This window comes from Caulobacter sp. FWC26, assembly GCF_002742645.2.
Lineage (GTDB): Bacteria > Pseudomonadota > Alphaproteobacteria > Caulobacterales > Caulobacteraceae > Caulobacter.
Genome location: NZ_CP033875.1, coordinates 1,656,356 through 1,677,570 on the forward strand (window position 1 = coordinate 1,656,356; position 21,215 = coordinate 1,677,570).

At 66.8% G+C, this 21,215-nt stretch carries 19 protein-coding genes; 11 read left to right on the plus strand and 8 right to left on the minus strand.

Features of this window, described 5'->3' with window-relative positions; translation table 11 throughout:
• Positions 1-15 precede the first annotated feature (15 nt).
• Entirely contained in the window at positions 16-1,452 is a 1,437-nt protein-coding gene (locus CSW63_RS09250; RefSeq protein WP_062094053.1) for a glycosyltransferase, read from the minus strand.
• 200 nt (positions 1,453-1,652) lie between these two features.
• Here CSW63_RS09250 and CSW63_RS09255 point away from each other — a divergent pair, with 200 nt between their 5' ends.
• Genes CSW63_RS09255 through CSW63_RS09270 form a run of 4 tightly spaced genes read left to right on the plus strand, consistent with a single transcriptional unit; the run spans position 1,653 to position 4,837 of the window.
• The gene (locus CSW63_RS09255; RefSeq protein WP_062094054.1) at positions 1,653-2,288 is read left to right on the plus strand and encodes a TetR/AcrR family transcriptional regulator; all 636 of its coding nucleotides are present in this window, start codon (positions 1,653-1,655) and stop codon (positions 2,286-2,288) included.
• Between the two features lie 4 nt (positions 2,289-2,292).
• On the plus strand, positions 2,293-3,099 hold the full coding sequence (locus CSW63_RS09260; protein ID WP_062094055.1) for an ABC transporter substrate-binding protein: 807 nt from the start codon (positions 2,293-2,295) through the stop codon (positions 3,097-3,099).
• Entirely contained in the window at positions 3,042-4,082 is a 1,041-nt protein-coding gene (locus tag CSW63_RS09265; RefSeq protein WP_099503768.1) for an iron ABC transporter permease, read from the plus strand. The genes CSW63_RS09260 and CSW63_RS09265 overlap by 58 nt, the downstream gene beginning before the upstream one ends.
• Positions 4,079-4,837, plus strand: coding sequence for an ABC transporter ATP-binding protein (locus tag CSW63_RS09270; protein ID WP_062094057.1), 759 nt, complete (start codon positions 4,079-4,081; stop codon positions 4,835-4,837). Before CSW63_RS09265 ends, CSW63_RS09270 begins: the two co-directional genes overlap by 4 nt.
• Before the next feature lie 3 nt (positions 4,838-4,840).
• Here CSW63_RS09270 and CSW63_RS09275 read toward each other — a convergent pair whose 3' ends face one another.
• A complete protein-coding gene (locus CSW63_RS09275; RefSeq protein ID WP_168193633.1) occupies positions 4,841-6,940 on the minus strand; it encodes a lytic transglycosylase domain-containing protein in 2,100 nt (699 codons plus the stop codon).
• A gap of 251 nt (positions 6,941-7,191) precedes the next feature.
• On the opposite strand from CSW63_RS09275, the gene dapA reads away from it, so the two are divergent.
• Together dapA and smpB are read left to right on the plus strand one after the other, a co-directional pair.
• On the plus strand, positions 7,192-8,076 hold the full coding sequence (gene dapA, locus CSW63_RS09280) for a 4-hydroxy-tetrahydrodipicolinate synthase (RefSeq protein ID WP_062094059.1): 885 nt from the start codon (positions 7,192-7,194) through the stop codon (positions 8,074-8,076).
• The gene (gene smpB, locus CSW63_RS09285; protein ID WP_062094060.1) at positions 8,076-8,534 is read left to right on the plus strand and encodes an SsrA-binding protein SmpB; all 459 of its coding nucleotides are present in this window, start codon (positions 8,076-8,078) and stop codon (positions 8,532-8,534) included. Before dapA ends, smpB begins: the two co-directional genes overlap by 1 nt.
• 160 nt (positions 8,535-8,694) lie before the next feature.
• Here the strand turns inward: smpB and CSW63_RS09290 are convergent, their stop codons facing one another.
• From CSW63_RS09290 to CSW63_RS09305, 4 genes are all read right to left on the minus strand, one after another.
• Entirely contained in the window at positions 8,695-8,889 is a 195-nt protein-coding gene (locus CSW63_RS09290; protein ID WP_062094061.1) for a hypothetical protein, read from the minus strand.
• A gap of 126 nt (positions 8,890-9,015) precedes the next feature.
• A complete protein-coding gene (locus tag CSW63_RS09295; protein ID WP_062094062.1) occupies positions 9,016-10,011 on the minus strand; it encodes a DUF2891 domain-containing protein in 996 nt (331 codons plus the stop codon).
• Entirely contained in the window at positions 10,008-10,964 is a 957-nt protein-coding gene (locus CSW63_RS09300; RefSeq protein ID WP_062094063.1) for a DUF979 domain-containing protein, read from the minus strand. Before CSW63_RS09300 ends, CSW63_RS09295 begins: the two co-directional genes overlap by 4 nt.
• The gene (locus tag CSW63_RS09305; protein ID WP_062094064.1) at positions 10,961-11,623 is read right to left on the minus strand and encodes a DUF969 domain-containing protein; all 663 of its coding nucleotides are present in this window, start codon (positions 11,621-11,623) and stop codon (positions 10,961-10,963) included. Before CSW63_RS09305 ends, CSW63_RS09300 begins: the two co-directional genes overlap by 4 nt.
• Positions 11,624-11,777: 154 nt before the next feature.
• Between CSW63_RS09305 and CSW63_RS09310 the strand changes: the two genes are divergently transcribed.
• The 5 genes from CSW63_RS09310 (at position 11,778) to CSW63_RS09330 (ending at position 20,087) form a co-directional block, all read left to right on the plus strand.
• Positions 11,778-12,551: a class II aldolase/adducin family protein gene (locus CSW63_RS09310; RefSeq protein WP_062094065.1), complete on the plus strand. Its 774-nt coding sequence runs from the start codon at positions 11,778-11,780 to the stop codon at positions 12,549-12,551.
• Positions 12,552-12,583: 32 nt separating this feature from the next.
• Complete coding sequence (locus tag CSW63_RS09315; RefSeq protein WP_062094066.1) at positions 12,584-13,339, plus strand: hypothetical protein; 756 nt, start codon at positions 12,584-12,586, stop codon at positions 13,337-13,339.
• Positions 13,340-13,458: 119 nt separating this feature from the next.
• Positions 13,459-14,574: an efflux RND transporter periplasmic adaptor subunit gene (locus CSW63_RS09320; RefSeq protein ID WP_062094067.1), complete on the plus strand. Its 1,116-nt coding sequence runs from the start codon at positions 13,459-13,461 to the stop codon at positions 14,572-14,574.
• On the plus strand, positions 14,574-17,717 hold the full coding sequence (locus CSW63_RS09325; RefSeq protein ID WP_062094068.1) for an efflux RND transporter permease subunit: 3,144 nt from the start codon (positions 14,574-14,576) through the stop codon (positions 17,715-17,717). The genes CSW63_RS09320 and CSW63_RS09325 overlap by 1 nt, the downstream gene beginning before the upstream one ends.
• Positions 17,718-17,732: 15 nt before the next feature.
• Positions 17,733-20,087 (plus strand): transketolase, encoded by a 2,355-nt coding sequence (locus CSW63_RS09330; RefSeq protein WP_062094069.1) that lies wholly within the window; start codon positions 17,733-17,735, stop codon positions 20,085-20,087.
• Here CSW63_RS09330 and CSW63_RS09335 read toward each other — a convergent pair.
• Positions 20,084-20,440, minus strand: coding sequence for a nuclear transport factor 2 family protein (locus CSW63_RS09335; RefSeq protein ID WP_062094070.1), 357 nt, complete (start codon positions 20,438-20,440; stop codon positions 20,084-20,086). The two genes, CSW63_RS09330 and CSW63_RS09335, sit on opposite strands and share 4 nt — an antisense overlap.
• Complete coding sequence (locus CSW63_RS09340) at positions 20,437-21,168, minus strand: nuclear transport factor 2 family protein (protein WP_062094071.1); 732 nt, start codon at positions 21,166-21,168, stop codon at positions 20,437-20,439. The genes CSW63_RS09335 and CSW63_RS09340 overlap by 4 nt, the downstream gene beginning before the upstream one ends.
• Positions 21,169-21,215 lie beyond the last annotated feature (47 nt).

Below are 21,215 nucleotides of genomic sequence, written 5' to 3' on the forward strand. Positions count from 1 at the left end.
CCCGCCCATACCGCCTTAGGGGGGCGAAGGTCCAGAGCGCGGCACATGCAGGGTCTTGTCCCATCGGTGGGGCGCGGTGATGAACTGATACAGCGCCTTGACCGCCGCCGCGCTCTGGCAGAGCCAATAGAGCGGCATGCCCAGCAGGTGCAGCCACCTGGGCTGTCCGCCCGCGCGCATCACACCGCGCGCCCCGGCGATCGCCGCTGCGCCCCAGCCCAGCACATAGAGCACAAGGTCCCAAGGCGGGATGGCCAGGGATGCGTCCGGCATGAAGTCGACAAGCGCCAAGGCCACGGCCACCGCCATGACAGGCCCATGCAGGTGCGACGAGGCGACCGACTGGGCCAGAGTCAGGCCAAGAGCGATGGCGTTTCGGGCCTGTCGCGGAACGGGCCCGCGCGCATGGACGGCGAGGGTCTGCATGTGTCCCTTGATCCACCGGGCGCGCTGGGGGAACCATTGGGCGCCGGTGGTCGGGGCCGTTTCCCAGGTGGGCCGATCGATGACGCCTAAGTGATAGCCCGCTGCGGCGAGCCGAAAGCCGACGTCCGCATCCTCGGTCACATTGTAGGCGTCCCAGGCGCCAATCCGCCGGAGTGCGGCGATCTTGAAGTGGTTGCTCGTTCCGCCCAGCGGGAACACCAGTCCCCATCGTGCGAGCGCCGGCAGCAGCACCTCGAAGTGGGCGGCGTATTCGAGCCGGAACTGGGATGGCAGGAACAGCGAGAAGCCTGGGTCTTCGATCCGCAGGGGCGCCTGCAGGCAAGCCAGGCGCGGATCGGAGGCCGCGAACCGCGCCGCCGCTTCGCGTAATTGGCCAGGATCGGGCATGTCCTCGGCGTCGTAGATCACCACCAGCTCGCCTCGGGCGCGTTCCAGCGCGTAGTTGCAGGCGCGGGGCTTGGTGCGCGGTGTCCCGGGCGGGACCACCAGCACCTGCACGAAACTTGGCAAGTCCAGGGCGCGGGCGACGGCGCGGGTGGTCTCGTCGTCTGCTTCCAGCACAATCAGCGCCTGCAATCGGTCGCGTGGGTAATCGATGGCGCAGAGGTTTTCGATCAGCTCGGGCAGGACCTCGGCTTCGCGGTAGAGGGGCGCGATGATCGTGTAGGCAGGAAGCTCGGCGTCCGGCAGCGACGGCGGCGTGTGTCGAGGCAGGGGCGTCATCGACGCCGCCAGCCGGGTGAGGCCGCCGAGAAGGAACACCACGAAAAACAAGTGGTGGACTGTCGCGAGAGCTGCCAGCGGCGCGAGGGCCGCGCCCAGGGCGGCGAGCGCGCCTGCAGCGCCCAAGGCGATCATCTGAGCTTGGGAAAGAGGCCGATGCGCGCCGTCGCGATATTGCGCCGTCGAGCTGTCAGCAGGCCCGAAGCCCTCAGGATTTTCAACGGACACAGGTCCGCTCGCCGGCGCGAGCGCCGGTTCCAGCCGTCTATCTTCGCGCGCCATGGATGCCCCTGGATACGCAGCTCGCCCCAACAGACCTGATAACGGAATCTCAACCGAAGCGTGTCAATATCAAAAAATGCTCGTTATAGACACATTCTGCGGCGCGCGGGCGGCGGTCGGGCCTTGGACACAGCGACTTGCGACGGCTGGGTGATTCCCGTTTAGTGTTCTGCTGGGGGACATGAGGGGAAGCTAGGTCCGTGACCGTCGTTTTGAAGAAGCCGCACAAGTCCGCGAGAAAGCCCAAGGGAGACGGACACTTACGCCGGGGCGAGATCCTGGCGGCGGCCGAGAAGATCTTTATCGCCGAAGGCTATTCGGGGGCGACGATCCGCAAGATCGCTGATGCGGTGGGCGTGTCGTCGACCGCCCTCTACATGCACTTTCGCGACAAGGACCAGATCCTGCTGGAGATCAGCAATGACGCGATCGAGCGTCTGCTGGACCTCAATATCCAGATCGCGAGCCAGCCAATCGATCCGGTTTCGCGCGTCCGTCTGATGCTCGAGGCGTACATGCGTTTCGCTCTGGACAATCCGAACACCTACCAACTGGTGTTCTGCAGCACCGGCGATCACGTCTCGGCGGACAAGATCGGAGAGACGATGGCGCTCGGCGACCGGTGCTTCGAGAAGTTCAGCGAACCGGTCCACGATATCGCCGCCCAAGGACGTCTGCGGTCAGGATCGGCGGTCCAGGCGGCCGAGGTGCTTTGGAGCGGCTGCCATGGTCTGGTCTCGCTGCTGATCACCAAGCCTTCCCGGGGCTGGTCCGAACCGGAACAACTGATGAAGGTGATGCTGGACGGGCTGTTGCACGGTCTGGTTACGGACTGAATTCGTGAGCGCCGCCAAGGCTTTGTGCGCCCTCGTGGCGGTAATGGCGTTTGTCCCGATTCCGGTGGTGGCCACGCCGCGCGTGATGTCGCTTGATTCGTGCGCGGACCAGTATGTGCTGGCTCTGGCGCCGCGCGAGGCGATCGTCGGCCTGTCGTACCGCGCGGTCGCCGCCGACAGCTACATGCGCGAGCAGGCCGTCGGTTTGCCCTTGCGCCGGGCGACCTTCGAAAGCCTCGTATCGGCGCGGCCGCAACTGGTGGTGCGGCTTTGGGGCGGCGACGCCCGGCTCTCCAAGGCTTTGCAGGCCAAGGGTGTAGCGACCGTGACGCTGGATGACGCTGCGGATTTCGACGGGGTCCGGGCGAACATCCGCAAGGTCGCCGCCGCACTGGATCGTAGTCCGCAAGGCGAAGCATTGATCACCAGCATGGACGCGCGTCTCAAGGTCGCCGCTGGCGCGGGGCGGGGACGCGAGGCGCTGTATCTGACGCCCGGTGGTTACACCGCTGGGGCCAACACCCTGATCGATGCGATGCTGCGGGCTGCGGGCTATGCGAACGCCACCAAGGCGCCGTACTTCGCACCGGTGTCTCTGGAGCAGATGGTCATGACGCCGCCGGCCGCCGTGGTGCTGGGTTTTTTCGATCGCGCCCGAGCCGGCGCCGACCGATGGGGACCGGGACGGCACGCGGCTCTGCGTCATGTCGTTCGTAACCGTACAGTGGCTTCGCTCCCCGCCGCAGTGGTCGGCTGCCCCGCCTGGTTCGCCGCCGACGGATCTGCAGCGCTGGCCAAGGCGGCGCAATGAGTCTGAACCGACTTTGTTTTCTGATGCTAGCGCTTCTGGCGCTGGCGGCCGGGCTGGCCGTGGCGCTCGGCGAGACCTCGTTCTCGCTGGCGCAATACGCCGAGGCCCTGACGCGCCCGTTGTCCCCGCCCGGCGAGGTCTTGTGGACGATCCGGGCGCCACGGGTGGCGGTGGCTGCGCTGGTGGGCATGGCGCTGGGGATGGCTGGCGCGACCATGCAGGGGCTTTTGCGCAACCCGCTCGCCGACCCCGGGGTGCTTGGGGTCTCGGCGGTTTCAGGCCTGGGCGCGGCTTTCGCCATCTCAGCGGGGTTCGCGGTCCTTCCAGGGGCGATCGAGCTGTCGGCGCTGGCGGGCGCGCTGATCGCCGGCGCGATCGTGGTCGCCGTGGCGGCGCGCTTTCGCGAGCCCGAGGCGCTGATCCTGTTCGGTGTGGCGCTGTCGGCCTTCGGCGGCGCGCTGACGGCGTTGGTTTTCAACCTCTCGCGCTCGCCGGTCGCGACTGCGGAGATGTTGGCTTGGCTTATGGGCTCGGTCGAAAACCGCGACGCGATGGACGCGCTGCGGGCGTTGGTTCCGATGGTCCTGGGCTCGGCTCTTTGCCTGCGCGCCGGCGCGGGGCTGCGGATGCTGACTTTGGGCGAGGAAGCCGCGCGGATGTCGGGCCTGCCGATGGGGCGGCTGCGGGTGTACGCCGTCGCCGGCTCGGCGTTGCTGACCGGGGCGGCGGTCGCCGCTTCGGGTGTGATCGGCTTCGTGGGCCTAGCGGCTCCGCACCTGGTGCGCTCACTCGTCAAGGACGACCCCAAGCGCATCCTCTGGCCCTCTGCCTTTGCTGGAGCCTTGCTTGTGGTGCTGGCGGACCTCGCCGCTCGGATGATCCCGACCGAGCAGGAACTGAAGCTCGGCGTCGTCACCGCTCTGTTCGGCGCGCCCGCCTTCGCGCTGCTGGCCTGGCGGGCGTCGCGGAGCTGGCGGTCATGAGCGCGCTTTGGACCTTGGTCGACCTGTCCATCCGTCAAGGACGCAAGACGGTGGTCGAAGACGCGACGTTTTCGGTAAAGCCGGGAGAGCTCGTGGGCGTGGTCGGTCCCAACGGCGCGGGCAAGACCAGCCTGCTTCGCGCCGGGCTGGGCCTGCTCCCGCTCCTCAGGGGCGAGGCGCGTTTGTCGGGGCAGGCGGTGACGAGCCTCGCGCCCACGGCGCGCGCGCGTCTTGTCGGCTACCTGCCGCAGGATCGGCGCGTCGCCTGGAACGTCTCAGCGCGCATGGTCGCCGCCTTGGGCGCCACCGACTTGCCGGAATCCGAGGCCGACGCGGTGGCCGTTGAAAGACTGGCGCGTGTGGGCGCCGGCGATCTGGTCGATCGCGGGGTGCTGGACATGTCCGGCGGCGAGCGGGCGAAGGTTCTGCTGGCCCGGATGCTGGCGACCCGCGCGCCGCTGCTGGTGGCGGATGAACCCGTCGCGGGGCTTGATCCGGACGCTCAGCTTCTGACGCTGGACCTGCTGCGTGGAGAGGCCGCGAGCGGCGCCGGCGTCGTGGTCACGCTTCACGACCTTGGTCTTGCCGCCCGCTGCTGCGACCGCATCGTGGTCGTGTCCAAGGGCCGTGTCGTAGCCGATGCGCCGCCACGGGAGGCCTTGTCGCGCGGCGTTCTGGCCGACGTGTTTTCTCTGGACGGCGAACTGATCGAGACTGCGGCGGGGCCTGTGCTGGCGGCCCGCCGCGTGTCGTGAGGATCAGGGCTGGGCGCCGCCCGTGTCGGCCGTGGCCACGGACGGCGTGTAGACATAGCCGCCCCGCTTGAGGTCCGAGGACAACGTCAGCGGCGCGACGCCGCCGTTGAGGCGCGCCCGATAGACCATCGTCGTCTCCAGCGTCCGCATCACGTAGTTGCGGGTTTCGGAGAACGGAATGCACTCGATGAAGTCCAGAGGATCGGTGGACGCGCCACGCGGGTCACCGCAAAGCCCCGCCCACTGCGCCGGGCGTCCCGGGCCGGCGTTATAGGCGGCGGCGGCCATGATGTAGGAGCCGCTGAAGGTGTTGATCATGTCACCCAGATACACCGAGCCCAGGCGCATGTTGTAGGAGGCGTCGCCGAGGCGATCGATCGAGTGAGGCTCGCCCAGTTTGCGCGCGACGAGCGACGCCGTAGCCGGCATCAACTGCATCATGCCGCGCGCGCCGACGCCCGAGCGGGCGGCCGGGTCGAAATTGCTCTCCTGGCGCGAGATCGAATAGACGAAAGCCGTCTCGGCCGCGCCGGGTCCGGGCGTGAAATGATGGTCCAGAAGCGGATAGCCGCGCTCGGCCAGGATGAAGCCGCGCTGGGCGGCGGTGCGTACCGCGCGCATCGCCAGGTCCTGGTCGCCATAGCCGCGCGCCATATCGACAAGCAGGGCCGTCTCCTCGGCGTTGGGAAGGGTGTCGTCGATATAGAGCACCAGACTGCGGAAGAGATCACGCGCCCCGATATCGGCCAACATACGCGCCGCGCGGACCTGTTCGCGGCCATAGAAGCGCGCGCGGTCTGCCTGGGTGATGACCGGATCGCGTTCGAGACGAATTTCCTGCAGCCCCGCCTTCTCGGCGGCGAGTTGGCCGTAGAAGGTCGTGATGTAGCGCGCACCCTCCGAGTAGAAGGCCTTGGCGGCGATCAGATCGCCTTGCGCCTCGGCCGCGCGGCCTTGCCAATAGAGGGCTCGGCCCCGGGTGATCGGCGAGGCGCCGACGGCGGCGATCTGGGCGAAATGCGCGGCCGCCGCGTCGGGGTTTCGCAACCGAGTCAAGGCGATCCAGCCGGCGTAGAATTCGGACTCGGCGATGTCGGCGGGCGCAAGGGCTTGGGTGTTCTCGGCCGCTGCGTAGGCGCCCCGGCTGTCGCCCGCCTTCAGGGCGGCGACGATCAGTTGCTTGCGTTCCTTCCAGATCGTGGTCGACGCTTCCTCGGTCGGCGGGGCGGGGAAGTTGACCACCATCGGCAGGGCCAGGGTGTCCATGCCCTTGCGGCGCAGATAGGCCGCGCGCTCGAAGACGACGCCGGGTGAGGCCTGCAGGTCGGGCGTCAGGTTATTGTAGAGGTCGTTGGCGGCGGCGGAGTTGGCGCGATAGGCCATGCGCACGCGCGCAGCAGCCTGCTGGGTGTCTGACAGCATGGCGACCATCTCGCGCGCCCCCGGCCCTTGCTGGCCGTAGAGCAGGATATCGGCGCGGCGGACGTAGTCGTCCGGCGTCAGCATCGCGCCGAAGCGGGCGATCATGCTGCGCTGGGCGTCGGCCTCAAACACCTTGTCGCGGAAGGTACGGCGGATCAGGTCGACGGCCGCCTGCTGCTGGCCCGTAGCCTGATAGGCGCTGGCCAGCGCCATGGCGCCCTCGGCGGTGGCAGGCTGGGCGCCGCCGAACCAGGCGATGATCCGCGCTGGATCGAGGCCGGAGGTCGAAAGCGCCTTCTCCGCCGCGGCGTCGCGGCGGGCGCCGCGCGGCCAACCGGACAGATCGCGTCGCGCGGCGTCCAGCTCGAAGAAGCTAAGCGCTTCAGCGTTGCTGTCGACCAGCTGCCATTGGGCGATCTTCTTGGCGATCGGATCCTGCAGGCTGTCCATGGCCATGCGCGCGCCCGACAGGTCACCGCGCTTGGCGGCCGCGAGCGCGGTCTGGAGATTGGCCGAGTCGGTGTCGCTGAGCGCGGTCGAGACCGCTGTGGGGGGCGTGGTGATCAGGCTGGGCGCGGCTTGCGCGGAGGCGTAGGAGGCCGTGGTTTGGGCGTCTGCGGCCCCGACCACCGTCACGATACAAGCTCCGCCGAGCAGAATCCGACGCATTCCTGAAACCAAAACGCTCTCCTTGCGGTCCTTGCGGACCTTTTACCCGATTTCGTCGCCACCCTATGCGACGATTCAGGCCTCAATAGGTTTCTAAAGTCCGGTCGCGGGCTTGACCCGGAAGGCCTGGCCCATCAAATCGCACCTGCCCCTTTGATCCGTACCGAGAGCCGGTTGCGGGACGGCGGGGCAGGGACATATTGTCCGCCTCCATCGTCCCGCTGCAACACATGCGGCCTCATGCTCACGGCAATTTGCAAGTCATGGTCCAGTCTCACTTCAAGGGCGTCATTCCGGCCCTCGTCACGCCGTTCCGGGACGGTGAGGTGGACGAAAAAGCTTTCGTCGCTCTTGTCGAGCGACAGATCGCCGGTGGCGTGCATGGCCTAGTGCCGGTCGGCACCACGGGTGAGACCTCGACCCTGTCGCATGAAGAGCACCGCCGGGTTGTCGAACTTTGCGTGAAGACGACGGCTGGTCGCGTGCCGGTGATCGCGGGCGCGGGCAGCAACTCGACCGACGAAGCGATCGAGCTGGCGCGGCACGCCAAGGCCGTGGGTGCGGACGCCTGCCTGGTCGTGACGCCGTACTACAATCGCCCCAGCCAGGAGGGCATGTACCAGCACTACAAGGCGATCAACGACGCCGTGGAACTGCCGATCTTCGTCTACAACGTGCCCGGCCGCACGGGCGTGGATATCAACAACGACACGCTGGCGCGCCTCGCCAAGCTGCCCAACATCGTCGGGATCAAGGACGCTACCGGCGACCTGACCCGCATCAGCTTCCAGCGCCTGATGTGCGGCCCCGAATGGGTGATGCTGTCGGGTGATGATCCGACGGCCCTGGGCTACATGGCGCACGGCGGCCACGGCGTGATTTCGGTCACCGCCAATGTCGCGCCGGACGCCTGTTCGGCCTTCATGAACGCCTGCATGCAAGGCGAATGGGAAAAGGGCCTCTATTGGCAGGATCGCCTGGTGCGTCTGCACAAGGCGCTTTTCCTCGACTCCTCGCCGGCGCCGACCAAGTTCGCCATGGCCCAGCTCGGCCTCTGCACGGAAGATGTTCGCCTGCCGATCACGCCTTGCGCTGAGGCTGTGCGTCCCGCGATCCTGGAGGCCATGCGTGAGGCCGGTCTGCGCTGATGTCCAAGCCGATCGCTGAAAATCGGCGGGCGCGCTTCGATTACTTTATCGAGGACACGTTCGAGGCGGGCATCATGCTCACCGGCACCGAGGTGAAAAGCCTGCGGACCGGTCGCGCGAATATCGCCGAGTCCTACGCGTCGGTGGAGGGGCGCGAGATCGTGCTGATCAACGCCGATATCCCCCCCTACGGCCATGCCAATCGCTTCAACCACGAGCCGCGTCGCCACCGGAAGCTGCTGCTGCATCGTCGCCAGATCGACAAGCTGATCGGCGCCGTTCAGCGCGAGGGACGCACCTTGGTTCCGATCAAGCTGTACTGGAACGACAAGGGTCTGGCCAAGCTTGAGGTCGGCCTCGCCAAGGGCAAGAAGCTGCACGACAAGCGCGACACCGCCGCCGAGCGCGACTGGCAGCGCGACAAGGCGCGGCTGATGAAGGGCGACCGCGGCGACTGAGGCTGCGGTCCACGACGAGGCTAACTGGCCCTCATGAGGAGAAAGCCGAGGGCCAGTCCGACCACGAAGCCGCCGACGCTGATCATCAGGAAGACGCGGAACTCCGTCCGCAAATAGTCACGCGTACTCTGGGCCATGTGCGGCTCCGGCGAATCCGCCCTTAGGCGGCGCGCGGCAGTTCGTAGACCCGCGAGCGGACGCCGCGATCGAACAAGTTGCCACAGATGGTGAGAGCCTGATTGTAGGCGGTCTCTACGGTTTCGAAATGCCCCGCCAGACGGCCGCCTTCGGTGACGATCCAACCTTCGGCGACATGGACGATTTCGATACGCTCGCAACGCGCGGCGTCGGACATGACGACGAGCTCCTGAACTGGAAACCACGCCCTTGAGGATGGACGCAAAACGTCCTTAACGCGCGCAGGCCCGTTTCCAATGTCAAAGATTGTAAAGCTATTAACCTTGCCCGCCTTCGCGAGCGCCTAGCCGTTTTCCAAGGCAAGGAGCGCGAAGGTCGCCAGCCAGTGCTCGCCCATATAGTCGCCGGCGATGTGCGGCACGGCTGCGGCCAGATGGGTCATCGCAGCGTTGACGGCGTGGGCCTGAGCGGGATCGTGCTCCGACATTGCGCCGGCTAGCAGTCGCCAGCACCAGGCGCGCGAGAGGTTCAAGCCGTCCAGATGCGCGATCTTGCCGTCTGTCCGATCGGCGACGCGCGCCGGCGTGAACAGCGTCGCGGGCTCCTTGTCCCCCAATCTGGGCAAGAAGCGGGGGAACCAGAGATCAAAGCGCTCGCGCGGCAACAAGCGTCGCATGGCCTCGGCCTCGATCAGGGCGGGCGACAGAAAGTCGTCGCCGGAAGGCTCCCAGCCTTGGCAGTCAGCGTCCTGCCCGTACCAGACCAGCGCGCGGTTCTGCAGCAGATCAAAGAACGCCTGATCGTCGGTCATCACCGCGAATTCACAGGCCAGGACGAGCGCGAAGGCGGTGTTGTAGTGCGTGCCGACCCGGACGGGGTAGTCGGCGATGGGCAGGAAGCTCTCGAACCTCTGCTTGAACGCGCTGGCCAAGGGGGCGTGAGTCCGCGCCCAGGGACGATCATGCCGCAGCAGTTCGGCCTGCAGCATGAGGCTCCAAGCCCAGCCGTAAGGGCGCTCGAATCCGCGACTTTCCGGCCGCGCCAGATAGGCGACTTCGTCGGCGACCTTCTCTTCGGTAAAGGCGTCGTCGAACAGGGCGATGATACTGGGCGCTTCGGGCATTTCGGGGCGAAGGCGCAGCACCGTGGCCAGCAGCCAGTAGCCGTGGACGCAGGAATGCCAGTCGAAGCTGCCGTAGAAGATCGGGTGTAGATCGCGCGGCGAGCGAACGTCCTCCGGCCCCGCCATCACGTGATCCAGCTTGTTCGGGTACTCGCGAGTCAGGTGCCCAAGCGCGATCTTGGCGAAGCGCGAGGCGGTGGAGCGGGCGAGGCTCATGGGTGGAAGGCCAGGGCGTTCATCAGGATCACGTTGACGATCAGCATCAGGACGGCCGTGGGCGCCTGGGCGCGGATAACGGCGTAGCGGTCTTTCAACTGCAGCAGCGCGGCGGGCACAAGGTTGAAGTTCGCGGCCAGCGGGGTCAGCAGGGTGCCGCAGAAGCCTGACAACATGCCGATGGCGCAAACCACGGCCGGGTCACCTCCGAAGCGGCCGATCACCAGGGGAAGGGCGATGCCGCCGGTCATTACCGGAAACGCGGCGAAAGCATTACCCATCATGATCGTGAAAATCGCCATGCCCAGGCAGTAGGCGGTGACGGCCGCGAAGCGGCTGTCGACCGGGGTGATCATCACCGCGATCTCGCCGATCGTCTTGCCCACGCCCGCCAACGCGAAGACCGCGCCCAGCGCCGCCAGCATCTGCGGGAGAAGGGCGGCCCAGCCGACGAGATCCATCAGCCGGCGGCCCTCCTGCACGGGCGCGATAGCTGGCTGCTTGAACATGATCTGCGACAGCACCGCCGCGACCAGGGCCGCCAAGGCCAGCGCGATCAGCGTCGCCTGCTTGGGATCGACAAGGTGCGCTCCTTGAACGGTAAGGTGCTTGAAGGTCAAGGAGCCGGCGAGGACCAGCACCGGGATGACCAGCGCGGGCGCGTAGAGCTTCACGCCGTGAGTGGCGGCCAGGCTCTCCCGCTCTTCGGGGCTGGTGGTCTTTGGCGCTCCGACACCGAGCTGGCCCGTCCCGGCGATTAGCGCCAGGCAAAGAACGAGCACGCCGTTGCCAAGGTCGCCGAGGTGGTCGCCGGCCAGGAAGCTTAGCGCGAAAAGACCCCAGAAGGCGGCGTTGCCGAACCGCTTCGGGTTCTCGCGGTCCACGGCGCTGAGGACGCTGAACGCCGCGAACATCAGGCCCGCGAGCAGATAGACGAGCGGGAGGCCGATCATGCGGCGTCCTCCGCCTTGGGCGTCAGGCGACGATCGAACATCAACAGTCGCGCGCCATGGATCAGGAAGGCGGCGATGGCGGTCGGGATCGCCCAGACCGACAGCGCCAGCGGTTCGACGGTGATGCCGCTCTGGTCGAGGAAGCCGACAATCAGCAGGATCGAGCCAATGGCCAGAAAGATGTCCTCGCCGAAGAACAGACCGATGTTGTCGGTGGCCGCGCTCATCGCCCGGACCTTCTGCCGCTGGTCGTCGGACAGCGGCTCGGCGGCGGCCTCGGCCATGGGCGCGAGCAGTGGGCGCACGGTCTGGGCTTGGCCGGCCACCTGGGTCAGGCCCAGGGCGGCGGCGACCTGGCGCAGAGCCAGATAGGCCAGGAGAATACGACCGGCCGTCGCCGCGCGCAGGCCCTGGATCGTCCGACGCGCCTGCTCTCGCAGTCCAGCGCGCTCCAGAACGCCGATGGCCGGCAGGACCAGCCAGGCGACGCTGACATAACGGTTGGTGTTGAAGGCCTTGCCGAAGGCGGCCAGCACCTCGACCGGTGTCAGGCCTGCGGCCAAACCTGAGGTCATGGCCGCTACGACGACCACCAGCAGCGGATTGAAGCGTAGGGCGAAGCCCAGCACGATCACCGCCACGCCCAATAGGGTCAGCATTCCCCGCGACTCCCCCTCATTCCGTGGGGGACCGTCCGACGGCGCGGCGTCGCTGGCAAGCCGGTGTCTGCTTGTCGAGGATGAGGTTCCGCTTGACGATCCGGGGGCTCGGCGCGACGCTTAACTCAACAATGATAACCTACGGGAGGCCCCCATGGCCGACGGTGCTCTGCCCATCACGTCCCTCAAGGGCAAGGTCAGCGAAGCGGAGTGGCAAGCGCGGGTCGATCTCGCCGCCCTCTATCGTCTCGTGGCCCTGCATGGCTGGGACGACATGATCTTCACCCACATCTCGGCCCGCATCCCAGGGCCTGAGCATCACTTCCTGATCAACCCCTACGGGATGTTCTTCGGCGAGATCACCGCCTCGAGCCTGGTGAAGGTCGATCTTGAGGGCAACGTGATCGACAAGACGCCTTACTATATCAATCCGGCGGGCTTCACGATCCACTCGGCCGTCCACGCCGCGCGTGAGGACGCTCACTATGTGATGCACCTGCACAGCGATCAGGGCGTGGCGGTCTCGGCGCACAAGGACGGACTGCTGCCGCTGACTCAACATGCGCTAATCGTCTTGCCTCAACTCGCGTATCACGATTATGAAGGCATTGCGCTCAACCTTGAGGAGCGCGAACGTATCGTGGCCGACCTCGGCCAGAAGAAGCTGATGATGTTGCGCAACCACGGCACCCTGTCGGTGGGCGCGACCGCAGCAGAATGCTGGTTGGGAATGTTCTTCCTGGAGCGAGCATGCGCGCAGCAGGTGATGGCGCTTTCGATCGGAAGGGACAACGTGCTGCTGGCGCCCGACGCCGCGCAGGACGAGGTCCGCAAGCAAACGGGCATGGGCATGGGCATGATCGGCGGCCTGGCCTGGCCCGGTTGCTTGCGCAAGCTGGACCGCGAGTCGCCGGGCTACGCGGACTAAGGGCTTTTCCGCACACCCTGAAAGCCGTCGCGATGCTCGTCATCGCGGCGGCTTTTTCGTGCCTGGTCGCCAGCGTCGCGAAGGCCGGCCCCTGGCCGGTCGCCCCCGGCAAGACCCAGGTCATCGGCAAGTACGAGCCTCAGAGCGCCGATCAGGGCTTCGATCCGGACGGGGTGCTTGTCGACATTGACGGACGACGCGACGAGTCGCTTTCGCTGCTCGTCGAGCATGGCTTGAGCCGAAGCCTGACCTTGCAGGCCAAGGCGGGGGTGACGCGCGGACATGACCGTTGGGTGAGCTATTCTGGGCGCGGACCCTTGGAACTGGGCCTTCGCTGGACGGCGCGGCGCGACGATCGCTCGGTGCTCTCGCTCTATCTTGGCGCGGCCGAGGGCGGGGTGGGGCGTAATGCGGGCTACGCGGCGCCCGGACAGGGAAGCCTGGATCTGGAAGCGCGGGCGCTTTATGGCCGCGCCGCGACCTGGCGAGGTCGATCGGTCTACATCGACATCCAGGTCGCGCGGCTCCGCCGGGAAGGGTTGGCGGACGAAACGCGCGTTGACACAACCCTCGGCTTTCGGCCGACGCGGAGGGTGTTGGTCCTGGCCCAGACCTATGCCGGACGGGCGCATCGGCTTGGCGTCGATACCGGCTGGCTGAAGAGCGAAATCTCGGTCGTCCGCGCGTTCGGAGATTGGAGCGCGCAGGTCGGTTGGCGAGACACGATGGCTGGACGGGAGACCGCCCGGGATCGAGGCGTTGTGCTGGCGATATGGCGTAACCTTTAGCGTGTTTCAGGTCTGAAACAGATGGTCATCCTGGTGTCACTGGACGCCGGTTTAGGCTGCGGTCATATCTCGCCGCGTTTGTCATCCTGCCGAGCTTACTCGGCGCCCGGAGCGTTTCCTTGATCCGTAGGCACTTCTTCCTCGTGGTGGCCCTGGCGGCTGTCGTTCTCATGGTCGGCGTAGGCGGCTTCAAGCTGGCGTTCGCCAACAAGGAAACGAAGGCGGGCGGCGGTGGTCGGGCGACCAGCGTGTCGCAGATGGTGGTCGGCGAGCGCTCGTTCACGGACCGCATCGAGGTTCTGGGCGCCGCCAAGGGGCGCCAATCGGTGACGATCACCTCCAACACGGCCGAACTGATCACCGCCGTGCGCTTCACGGACGGCCAGGCCGTCTCGCGGGGGCAGGTGCTGGTCGAACTGAAGGCCGAAGCCGAAGACGCCGGGATCGCCGAGGCGCGGGCGCGTCTGGCGCAAGCCGAGCGCGACTACAAGCGCTGGAAGACCCTGGCGGACAAGGGCATCGCGCCGCGCGCCACTGCCGAGCAGTATCTGGCCGCGTACGAGACCTCCAAGGCGGCGGTCGAATCCGCCCAGGCCAACAAGCTCGACCGCGTCATCCGCGCGCCGTTCGCGGGACGGGTCGGCATTTCGGATGTGGCGCCAGGCATGCTGATCAGCCCCGGCACGGCGATCGTCACCCTGGACGACACCTCAGTCATCCGCGTCGATTTCTCGGTGCCGGATCGCTATCTCGAAACCCTGCGGATCGGCCTGCCGATCAGCGCCAAGCCGGACGCGCTGCCGGGCGAGACCTTCCAGGGGCGCATCGCCCAGCTGGACACCCGCATCGATACGACCACCCGCGCCATCAAGGCCCGCGCCGAGTTTCCCAATACGAATGGCCGCCTGAAGCCTGGGATGCTGGTCAAGGTGGCGATCGACCAGGGCGTGCGCACCGGCGTCGCCGTGCCGGAGGCCGCCGTGCAGTTCGAGGGCGAGCAAGCCTCGGTCTATGTCGTCGCCAAGGGCCCCAAGGGCATGATTGCGCGCCGCACCGATGTCGACACGGGCATCACCGAGGGCGGCTTCGTCGAAATCCGATCGGGCCTGAAGAAGGGCGACAAGATCGTCGCCGACGGCCTTAACCGCATCCAGGACGGCGCCGCCATCGGCGGGGGCAAGCCTGGCGGGCAGAAGCCGGACGGCAAGGGCGGCGCTGACCGCAAGGCCGGCTGATGCTGTCCGATCTTTCCGTTCGTCGTCCCGTATTCGCCGCCGTCGCGGCGATCATTCTCTGCGTCATCGGCTTGGCGGCGTTCACGTCGCTGCCGATCCGCGAGCTGCCCAGCGTCGATCCGCCCGTGGTGTCGGTCTCGACCAGCTATCGCGGCGCCTCGGCCGAAGTCATCGAAGAGCGCATCACCCAGGTGATCGAGCGCCAGGTCGCGGGCATCCAGGGGATCGACCGCGTCAACAGCTCATCGCGTGACGGTCGCTCCAACATCAGCATCACGTTCAACCTGGATCGTGACCTCGACGCCGCCGCCAACGACGTGCGCGACGCCGTCAGCCGCGTGACCAGCAACCTGCCGGATCAAGCCGATCCGCCGCAGATCGCCAAGGCCAACGCCGACGCCGCGCCGATCATCATCCTGAACCTGACCTCGACCACGCTGAACCCGCTACAGCTGGCCGACTACGCCGACCGCTATCTGGTCGAGCGGATGTCGACCATCGACGGCGTGGCCCAGGCCAACCTGTTCGGCGCCAAGATCTATGCGATGCGCATCTGGCTCGACGCTAACGAGATGGCCGCGCGCGGCGTCACGGTGGACGATGTCGAGAGCGCGCTCAACGCCCAGAACCTGGAGCTGCCCGCCGGTTCGCTGGAAAGCGCCTCCAAGGACTTCACCATCCGCGTGGCGCGCAACTACGCCAAGCCCGAGGATTTCGCGCGACTGCCGCTGCGCGCCGCCAATGGCTCCGGCTACGTGCTGCGCTTGGGCGACGTCGCGCGGATCGAAGAGGGTCCGGACGAGCGTCGTCGCCTGTTCCGTGGCAATGGCGTCGACCAGGTCGGCATCGGCCTGACCCGTCAGTCGCAGGCCAACGACGTGGCCATCTCCAAGGCCGTCCGCGCCGAGGTCGGGGCGATCAACCAGACCCTGCCGCCGGGCACCAAGATGGTGGTCGCCGTCGACAACTCGGTGTTCACCGCCGAGGCGATCCACGAGGTGTGGATCACGATGGGTCTGTCGATCGGGCTGGTTGTGCTGGTCAACCTGCTGTTCCTGGGCAGTTGGCGTTCGGCGCTAATCCCGTCGATCGTCGCGCCGATCTGCATCCTGTCGACCTTCATCATTCTGGCGCCGCTCGGCTTCTCGCTGAACCTTCTGACCCTGCTGGCCCTGGTGCTGGCGGTGGGTCTGGTGGTCGACGACGCCATCGTGGTGGTCGAGAACATCCAGCGCCGCGTGGACGAGGGCGAGCCGCCTCTGGTGGCCGCCGAACGGGGGACGCGTCAGGTGTTCTTCGCCGTCGTCGCCACCACCATCGTGTTGGTGTCGGTGTTTGCGCCGCTGATGTTCCTGCCGGGCTATATCGGTCGCCTGTTCGTCGAACTGGCCGTGGCCATCGCCGCCGCCGTGGCCTTCTCGGCGCTGCTGGCGTTGTCACTGTCCCCGATGATGGCCTCGAAGTTGCTGCGACCCGCGCACGGCGAGGGCTGGCTGGCCCGGCGCGTCAACAAGGCCATGGGCGCGCTGAGCGCCTCTTACCGCGCCTCGCTGGAGCAGATCCTGGGCGGATGGTCGGCGGCGATCTCAGGCGTGCTCGTGGTGCTGCTCGCCGGTTTCGCGGCCTTGCTGTTCGTCAGCCTGCCCAAAGAACTGGTGCCGGCCGAAGACCGGGGACGTGTGGACGTCTCGATTTCGGCCGCCGAAGGCGCCGGCTACGACTATACGTCGGCGATCGGCCTCAAGATCGAGAAGGTTATCGACAAGTACCGCCAGGATGGCGTGTCCGAGCGCACCATCATGACCATCCCCCGCTTCGGCGGGAACTCGTTCAACAGCGCCAACGGCGTCGTCGCGCTGAAGCCCTGGGGCGAGCGTGACAAAACCGCCGATGAAGTCGCGGCGGAGCTCAACAAGGAGCTGGCCAAGTTCACCAGCGTCCGCGCCGTGGCCAGCGTTCGCGGTCCCTTCCAGCGGGGTGGCGGCGGCGGCGGTGGCGGCGGCACCAATGTCGACCTGATCGCTGTCGGCAACGACTACGTGCAACTGGCCGAATGGCTGAAGCCGATCCTGGCCGCAGCGCAGGATAATCCTGGCTTCGCCCGTCCGCGCCTCGACTACGAGCCCACCGCGCCGCGCCTTCTGGTGCAGATCGACCTCGACAAGGCCGCCACGCTCGGCGTTTCGGCCCAATCGGTCGGCCGCGCGCTGGAGACCATGTTCGGTTCGCGTCGCGCGACGACCTACATCAAGAACGGTCAGGAATACGATGTCATTCTGCAGACCAACCTGGATCAGCGCCGGAGCATCGAGGACCTCAATCGACTGAACGTCCGCACCAGCGCGGGTGGGATCGTGCCCCTCTCGACGGTGGTGACCACCCAGTTGCGCGGGGATACGCCGGACCGTCCGCGCGTGGATCGCCTGCGCTCCGTGACCCTGACCACGCAGCTCAACCCAGGCTATACGGTTGAGGATGCGGTGGCGTTCTTCAAGGATCAGGCGGCGCAGCGTCCGGTGCCCGGCGTCAGCATCAAGTGGGGCGGCCAGGCCAAGGACTATCTGGAAGGCTCGGGCGGTATCGCCATCGCCTTCGGCCTGGCCCTGCTACTGGTGTTCCTGGTGTTGGCCGCGCAGTTCGAGAGCTGGATCCACCCGGCGGTCATCATGCTGACCGTGCCGCTGGCGGCGCTGGGCGGGCTGTTCGGCCTCTTGGTCATGGGCTCGACCATCAACACCTACAGCCAGATCGGCCTGATTATCCTGATCGGTATCGCGACCAAGAACGGCATCCTGATCGTCGAGTTCGCCAATCAGCTCCGCGACGAGGGCCTGACCGTCCGCGAGGCGGTGATCGAGGCGGCGGCCCTGCGCCTGCGTCCTATCATCATGACCTCGGTCTCGGCCGCGATGGGCGCCCTGCCGCTGATGCTGTGGGCGGGCGCGGGGGCGGGCAGCCGCCAGACGATCGGGGCGGTGATCTTCACCGGCGCGATCTTCGCCACGCTGCTGACGCTGTTCATCGTTCCGGTGTTCTACGACCTGCTGGCGCGCTTCACGAAGTCGCCGGAGTGGACGGCGCGCCAGATCGAAGCGTATGAAGCCCAGGAAAAGTCGGGTGAGGGGCAAACCTCACCCGCATAAACCGGGTGAGGAAGCATGGCTGACGGCGCTCTGACGGCCAAGCGGCAGGAAATCGCGCTGCTTCGGCGTCTCGAGGAACGGATTCTCTGGTTGGCGGCGTGGACCATCCACAACGCCAACCACCTCCGGGAAAGTCGCGACGGCCTGAAGGTCGGTGGTCACCAGGCGTCCAGCGCCTCGCTGACCACGATCATGACGGCGCTCTACATGAAGGCCTTGCGCCCGCAGGACCGGGTCGCCGTCAAGCCGCACGCCAGTCCTGTCTTCCACGCGATCCAGCACCTTTTCGGACGCCAGAACCTCGACAATCTCAAGCGCTTCCGGGCCCTTGGCGGCGCGCAGTCCTACCCGTCGCGCACCAAGGACGTCGACGATGTCGACTTCTCGACCGGTTCGGTGGGCCTGGGCGTGGCCATGACCGCCTTTGCCTCGCTGACCCAGGACTATCTGGCCGCGCGCGGCTCGGTGAAGCCCGAGAAGATGGGGCGAATGATCTCGCTGCTGGGCGACGCAGAACTGGACGAGGGCAATATCTATGAAGCCCTGATCGAGGCCTGCAAGCACGACATTCGTAACACTTGGTGGATCGTCGACTACAATCGCCAGAGCCTGGACGCGACCACCCAGGACCGAATGTTCACGCGCTATGGCGAGATCTTCGAGGCGGCCGGGTGGTCGGTCGAGACGCTGAAGTGGTCCAAGCGCCAGCGGGAGGCCTTCGCCAAGCCGGGTGGGGACCGGCTGCAGGCCTGGATCGAGACGGCGCCCAACGATCTCTTCTCGGCCCTGACCTATCAGGGCGGCGCGGCGTGGCGCGAGCGGCTCAGCGCTGACCTCGCCGACAATCCCGAGGCCCTGGCCCTGATCGCGGCCTACAAGGACGTCGATCTCGCCGAGCTGATGACCGAGCTGGGCGGGCACTGCCTGGAAACCCTGCTGGAGGCCTTCGAGAAGGCCGGTCAGGACGACCGTCCTCGCTTCTTCATCGCCTACACCGTCAAGGGCCTGCGGCTGCCCTTCCAGGGGCATAAGGACAATCACGCCGGCCTGATGACCCCGGCCCAGATCGCCGAGTTGCGCGAGCGCCTCGGCGTGGTCGAGGGCGAGGAATGGGACCCGCTTTCGGGCCTTTCGGCGGCCGAGCGGACTGCGATCAAAGGCCTTATCGCGCGGGCTCCGTTCGCCGCCGAGGTCCAGCGCAATCACCGCGCGCCGTCGATCTCCACGCCAACGGCGGACGAACTGCTGGCGGCGGTGGCGGGCGGGGGCGAGCAATCGACCCAAGCCGCGTTCGGCAAGGTGATGTTCGAGATCGCGGCCCGAAAGGACGAGTTCGCCGGCCGGGTGGTCACGACTTCGCCGGACGTGACGGTCTCGACCAACCTCGGCGGTTTCGTAAACCGACGCGGCGTGTTCCAGCGGCGCGCCCACGATGACGTCTTCAAGCGGCGGCGGATTCCGTCCGCCCAGGTGTGGTCCAAGGCCGAGACCGGACAGCACGTGGAGCTTGGCATCGCCGAGAACAACCTGTTCATCGCCCTGGCAGCGCTGGGCCTGACGGCGCCGCTGTTCGGCGAGCGGCTGTTCCCGGTGGGCACGCTCTACGATCCGTTCATTGCCCGCGGTCTCGATGCGCTAAACTACGCTTGCTACCAAGACGCCCGGTTCCTGCTGGTGGCGACGCCGTCCGGTCTGACCCTGGCGCCGGAAGGTGGGGCGCACCAGTCGATCAATGCGCCGGTGATCGGCATGGCCCAGCCGGGCCTCGACACCTACGAGCCCGCCTTCGCCGACGAAACCGCAGTGCTGATGGCGCACGCGTTCGATCGCATACAGGCCGAGGACGGGGCCTCAACCTATCTGCGGCTGTCAACGCGGGTTCTGGCTCAGCCCGAGCGGACGGGCGAGGCCTGGCGACAGGGCGTGATCGATGGCGGCTATTGGCTCAAGGCTCCTGCGCCGGGCGCGCGATTGGCGATTGTCTATAGCGGGGCCCTGGCGCCCGAGGCGCTCGCCGCGTTCGAGGCGCTGGCCGAGGACATGCCTGAGGCCGGCCTTCTGGCGGTGACCTCGGCGGACATGCTGCACCGGGGCTGGACCGCCGCCGGTCGCGCCCGATGGACAGGGCAGGAGACCCGGACGTCGGCGATTGAGGCGCTGTTAGCGCCGCTGGCGCGCGATGCGGGGTTGGTGACGCTGACGGACGGCGCGCCGCTGGCCTTGTCCTGGCTGGGCTCGGTGCGCGGCCAGCGTGTGCGGGCTTTAGGCCTGGAGGCGTTCGGCCAGTCGGGCGATCTGCCGGATCTTTACGCCACGTATCGACTGGACGCCGACGCCGTGCTGGACGCCTGCGCGGATCTCCTGGCTTAGAACCCGCTCAGGATCGTCATCCCCGACAGCAACTCGTCGCGGAAGTGATAGGTCAGCCGTGCGCGAGTGTCTGACCAGATCTGGCCCTGCTCGGTTTCAACAGCGTACTGCGCCTCGACGGTCAGGGCGTCGGGTGTTTCTTCTGTGACCTCGATCAGTTGAATGTTCGGTCGGATCGTCGCGAAGACGCGGGCGAAATGGCCCATGACCGCCGCCTTGCCGACCAGGATCTCCCCGGTTTCTAAGGTGTTGGGCCACGTGGCGTCAGGATGGATGAAGCGGCGCAAGCCCTCTGCGTCGTGTGCGTTGAACACGGCGAAGGCGTCTTCGAGCACTGTCCGTAACGCGGTCATGGCGGCGACTCCCCGCTGTCGTCGACGTCCTGCGCAGTGATCCGTCCAGCATAGACGCGGTACCAGACGACGACGGGGCCATCCTGCCAAAGTCCGCCATCCGGACCCCTGGTCTCTGCCAGCATTCGCGCCCTGATGCGATCATCGCTCTCAAGACGGTAGTCGAGCAGGGATAGCGTGGTGTCGACAGTCTCGAAGAGACGCCGATGGTAGGCTCCAATGGCCTTGGCGCCGACGATTTCACCGCCTTCCAACATGTCGGTGAAGCGCGCGTCCGGCGCATAACAAGCGACGGCGGCCTCGGCATCGCGGGTGTTGATCGCGTCAATGAGGCGGGTCAGCATTCGTTCGACGCCGGCGAAGGTTGGCTCCGCATAGGCTTGTTCGCTGTCCATCCGCGAAACCAAGCCATCCCGCAAGGTATAACTGTGGCGCGCCCGTGTGCTTGACCAGACGGTGCCATCGGCGGCGCTGGTTATGACTTGGCGTGAGAGCACGTCCACCCGATGCGGAGCCGGCGTGAACAGGCTGATGGGCTCATAGTGCGCGCGCAAAGGCGCGGTCAGGCTCGAAAAATAGGTTTTCACGGACCCAATTCCCTCGAGCCGCCCGTTCTCCAGCTCGTCCGGCCATGAGACATCCGGCGTCATCATGGCAAAGCAGCGATCGAAGTCGCGGGCGTTGAAGGCTTCGTAGAGCCGCGCGATCCGGTCCTCGTCGGGCGTCATCAGCGTCGAACCATGTTCTCCGTGTACGACTCTTCCATGCGCCAGAA

What these genes read in the sequence shown, in the direction of transcription:
- CSW63_RS09250 (WP_062094053.1), bottom strand. Translation starts at nt 1,452, where the DNA reads ATGGCGCGCGAAGATAGACGGCTGGAACCGGCGCTCGCGCCGGCGAGC.
- CSW63_RS09270 (WP_062094057.1), top strand. Translation starts at nt 4,079, where the DNA reads ATGAGCGCGCTTTGGACCTTGGTCGACCTGTCCATCCGTCAAGGACGC.
- dapA (WP_062094059.1), top strand. Translation starts at nt 7,192, where the DNA reads ATGGTCCAGTCTCACTTCAAGGGCGTCATTCCGGCCCTCGTCACGCCG.
- smpB (WP_062094060.1), top strand. Translation starts at nt 8,076, where the DNA reads ATGTCCAAGCCGATCGCTGAAAATCGGCGGGCGCGCTTCGATTACTTT.
- CSW63_RS09290 (WP_062094061.1), bottom strand. Translation starts at nt 8,889, where the DNA reads ATGTCCGACGCCGCGCGTTGCGAGCGTATCGAAATCGTCCATGTCGCC.
- CSW63_RS09295 (WP_062094062.1), bottom strand. Translation starts at nt 10,011, where the DNA reads ATGAGCCTCGCCCGCTCCACCGCCTCGCGCTTCGCCAAGATCGCGCTT.
- CSW63_RS09300 (WP_062094063.1), bottom strand. Translation starts at nt 10,964, where the DNA reads ATGATCGGCCTCCCGCTCGTCTATCTGCTCGCGGGCCTGATGTTCGCG.
- CSW63_RS09305 (WP_062094064.1), bottom strand. Translation starts at nt 11,623, where the DNA reads ATGCTGACCCTATTGGGCGTGGCGGTGATCGTGCTGGGCTTCGCCCTA.
- CSW63_RS09310 (WP_062094065.1), top strand. Translation starts at nt 11,778, where the DNA reads ATGGCCGACGGTGCTCTGCCCATCACGTCCCTCAAGGGCAAGGTCAGC.
- CSW63_RS09315 (WP_062094066.1), top strand. Translation starts at nt 12,584, where the DNA reads ATGCTCGTCATCGCGGCGGCTTTTTCGTGCCTGGTCGCCAGCGTCGCG.
- CSW63_RS09325 (WP_062094068.1), top strand. Translation starts at nt 14,574, where the DNA reads ATGCTGTCCGATCTTTCCGTTCGTCGTCCCGTATTCGCCGCCGTCGCG.
- CSW63_RS09330 (WP_062094069.1), top strand. Translation starts at nt 17,733, where the DNA reads ATGGCTGACGGCGCTCTGACGGCCAAGCGGCAGGAAATCGCGCTGCTT.
- CSW63_RS09335 (WP_062094070.1), bottom strand. Translation starts at nt 20,440, where the DNA reads ATGACCGCGTTACGGACAGTGCTCGAAGACGCCTTCGCCGTGTTCAAC.
- CSW63_RS09340 (WP_062094071.1), bottom strand. Translation starts at nt 21,168, where the DNA reads ATGACGCCCGACGAGGACCGGATCGCGCGGCTCTACGAAGCCTTCAAC.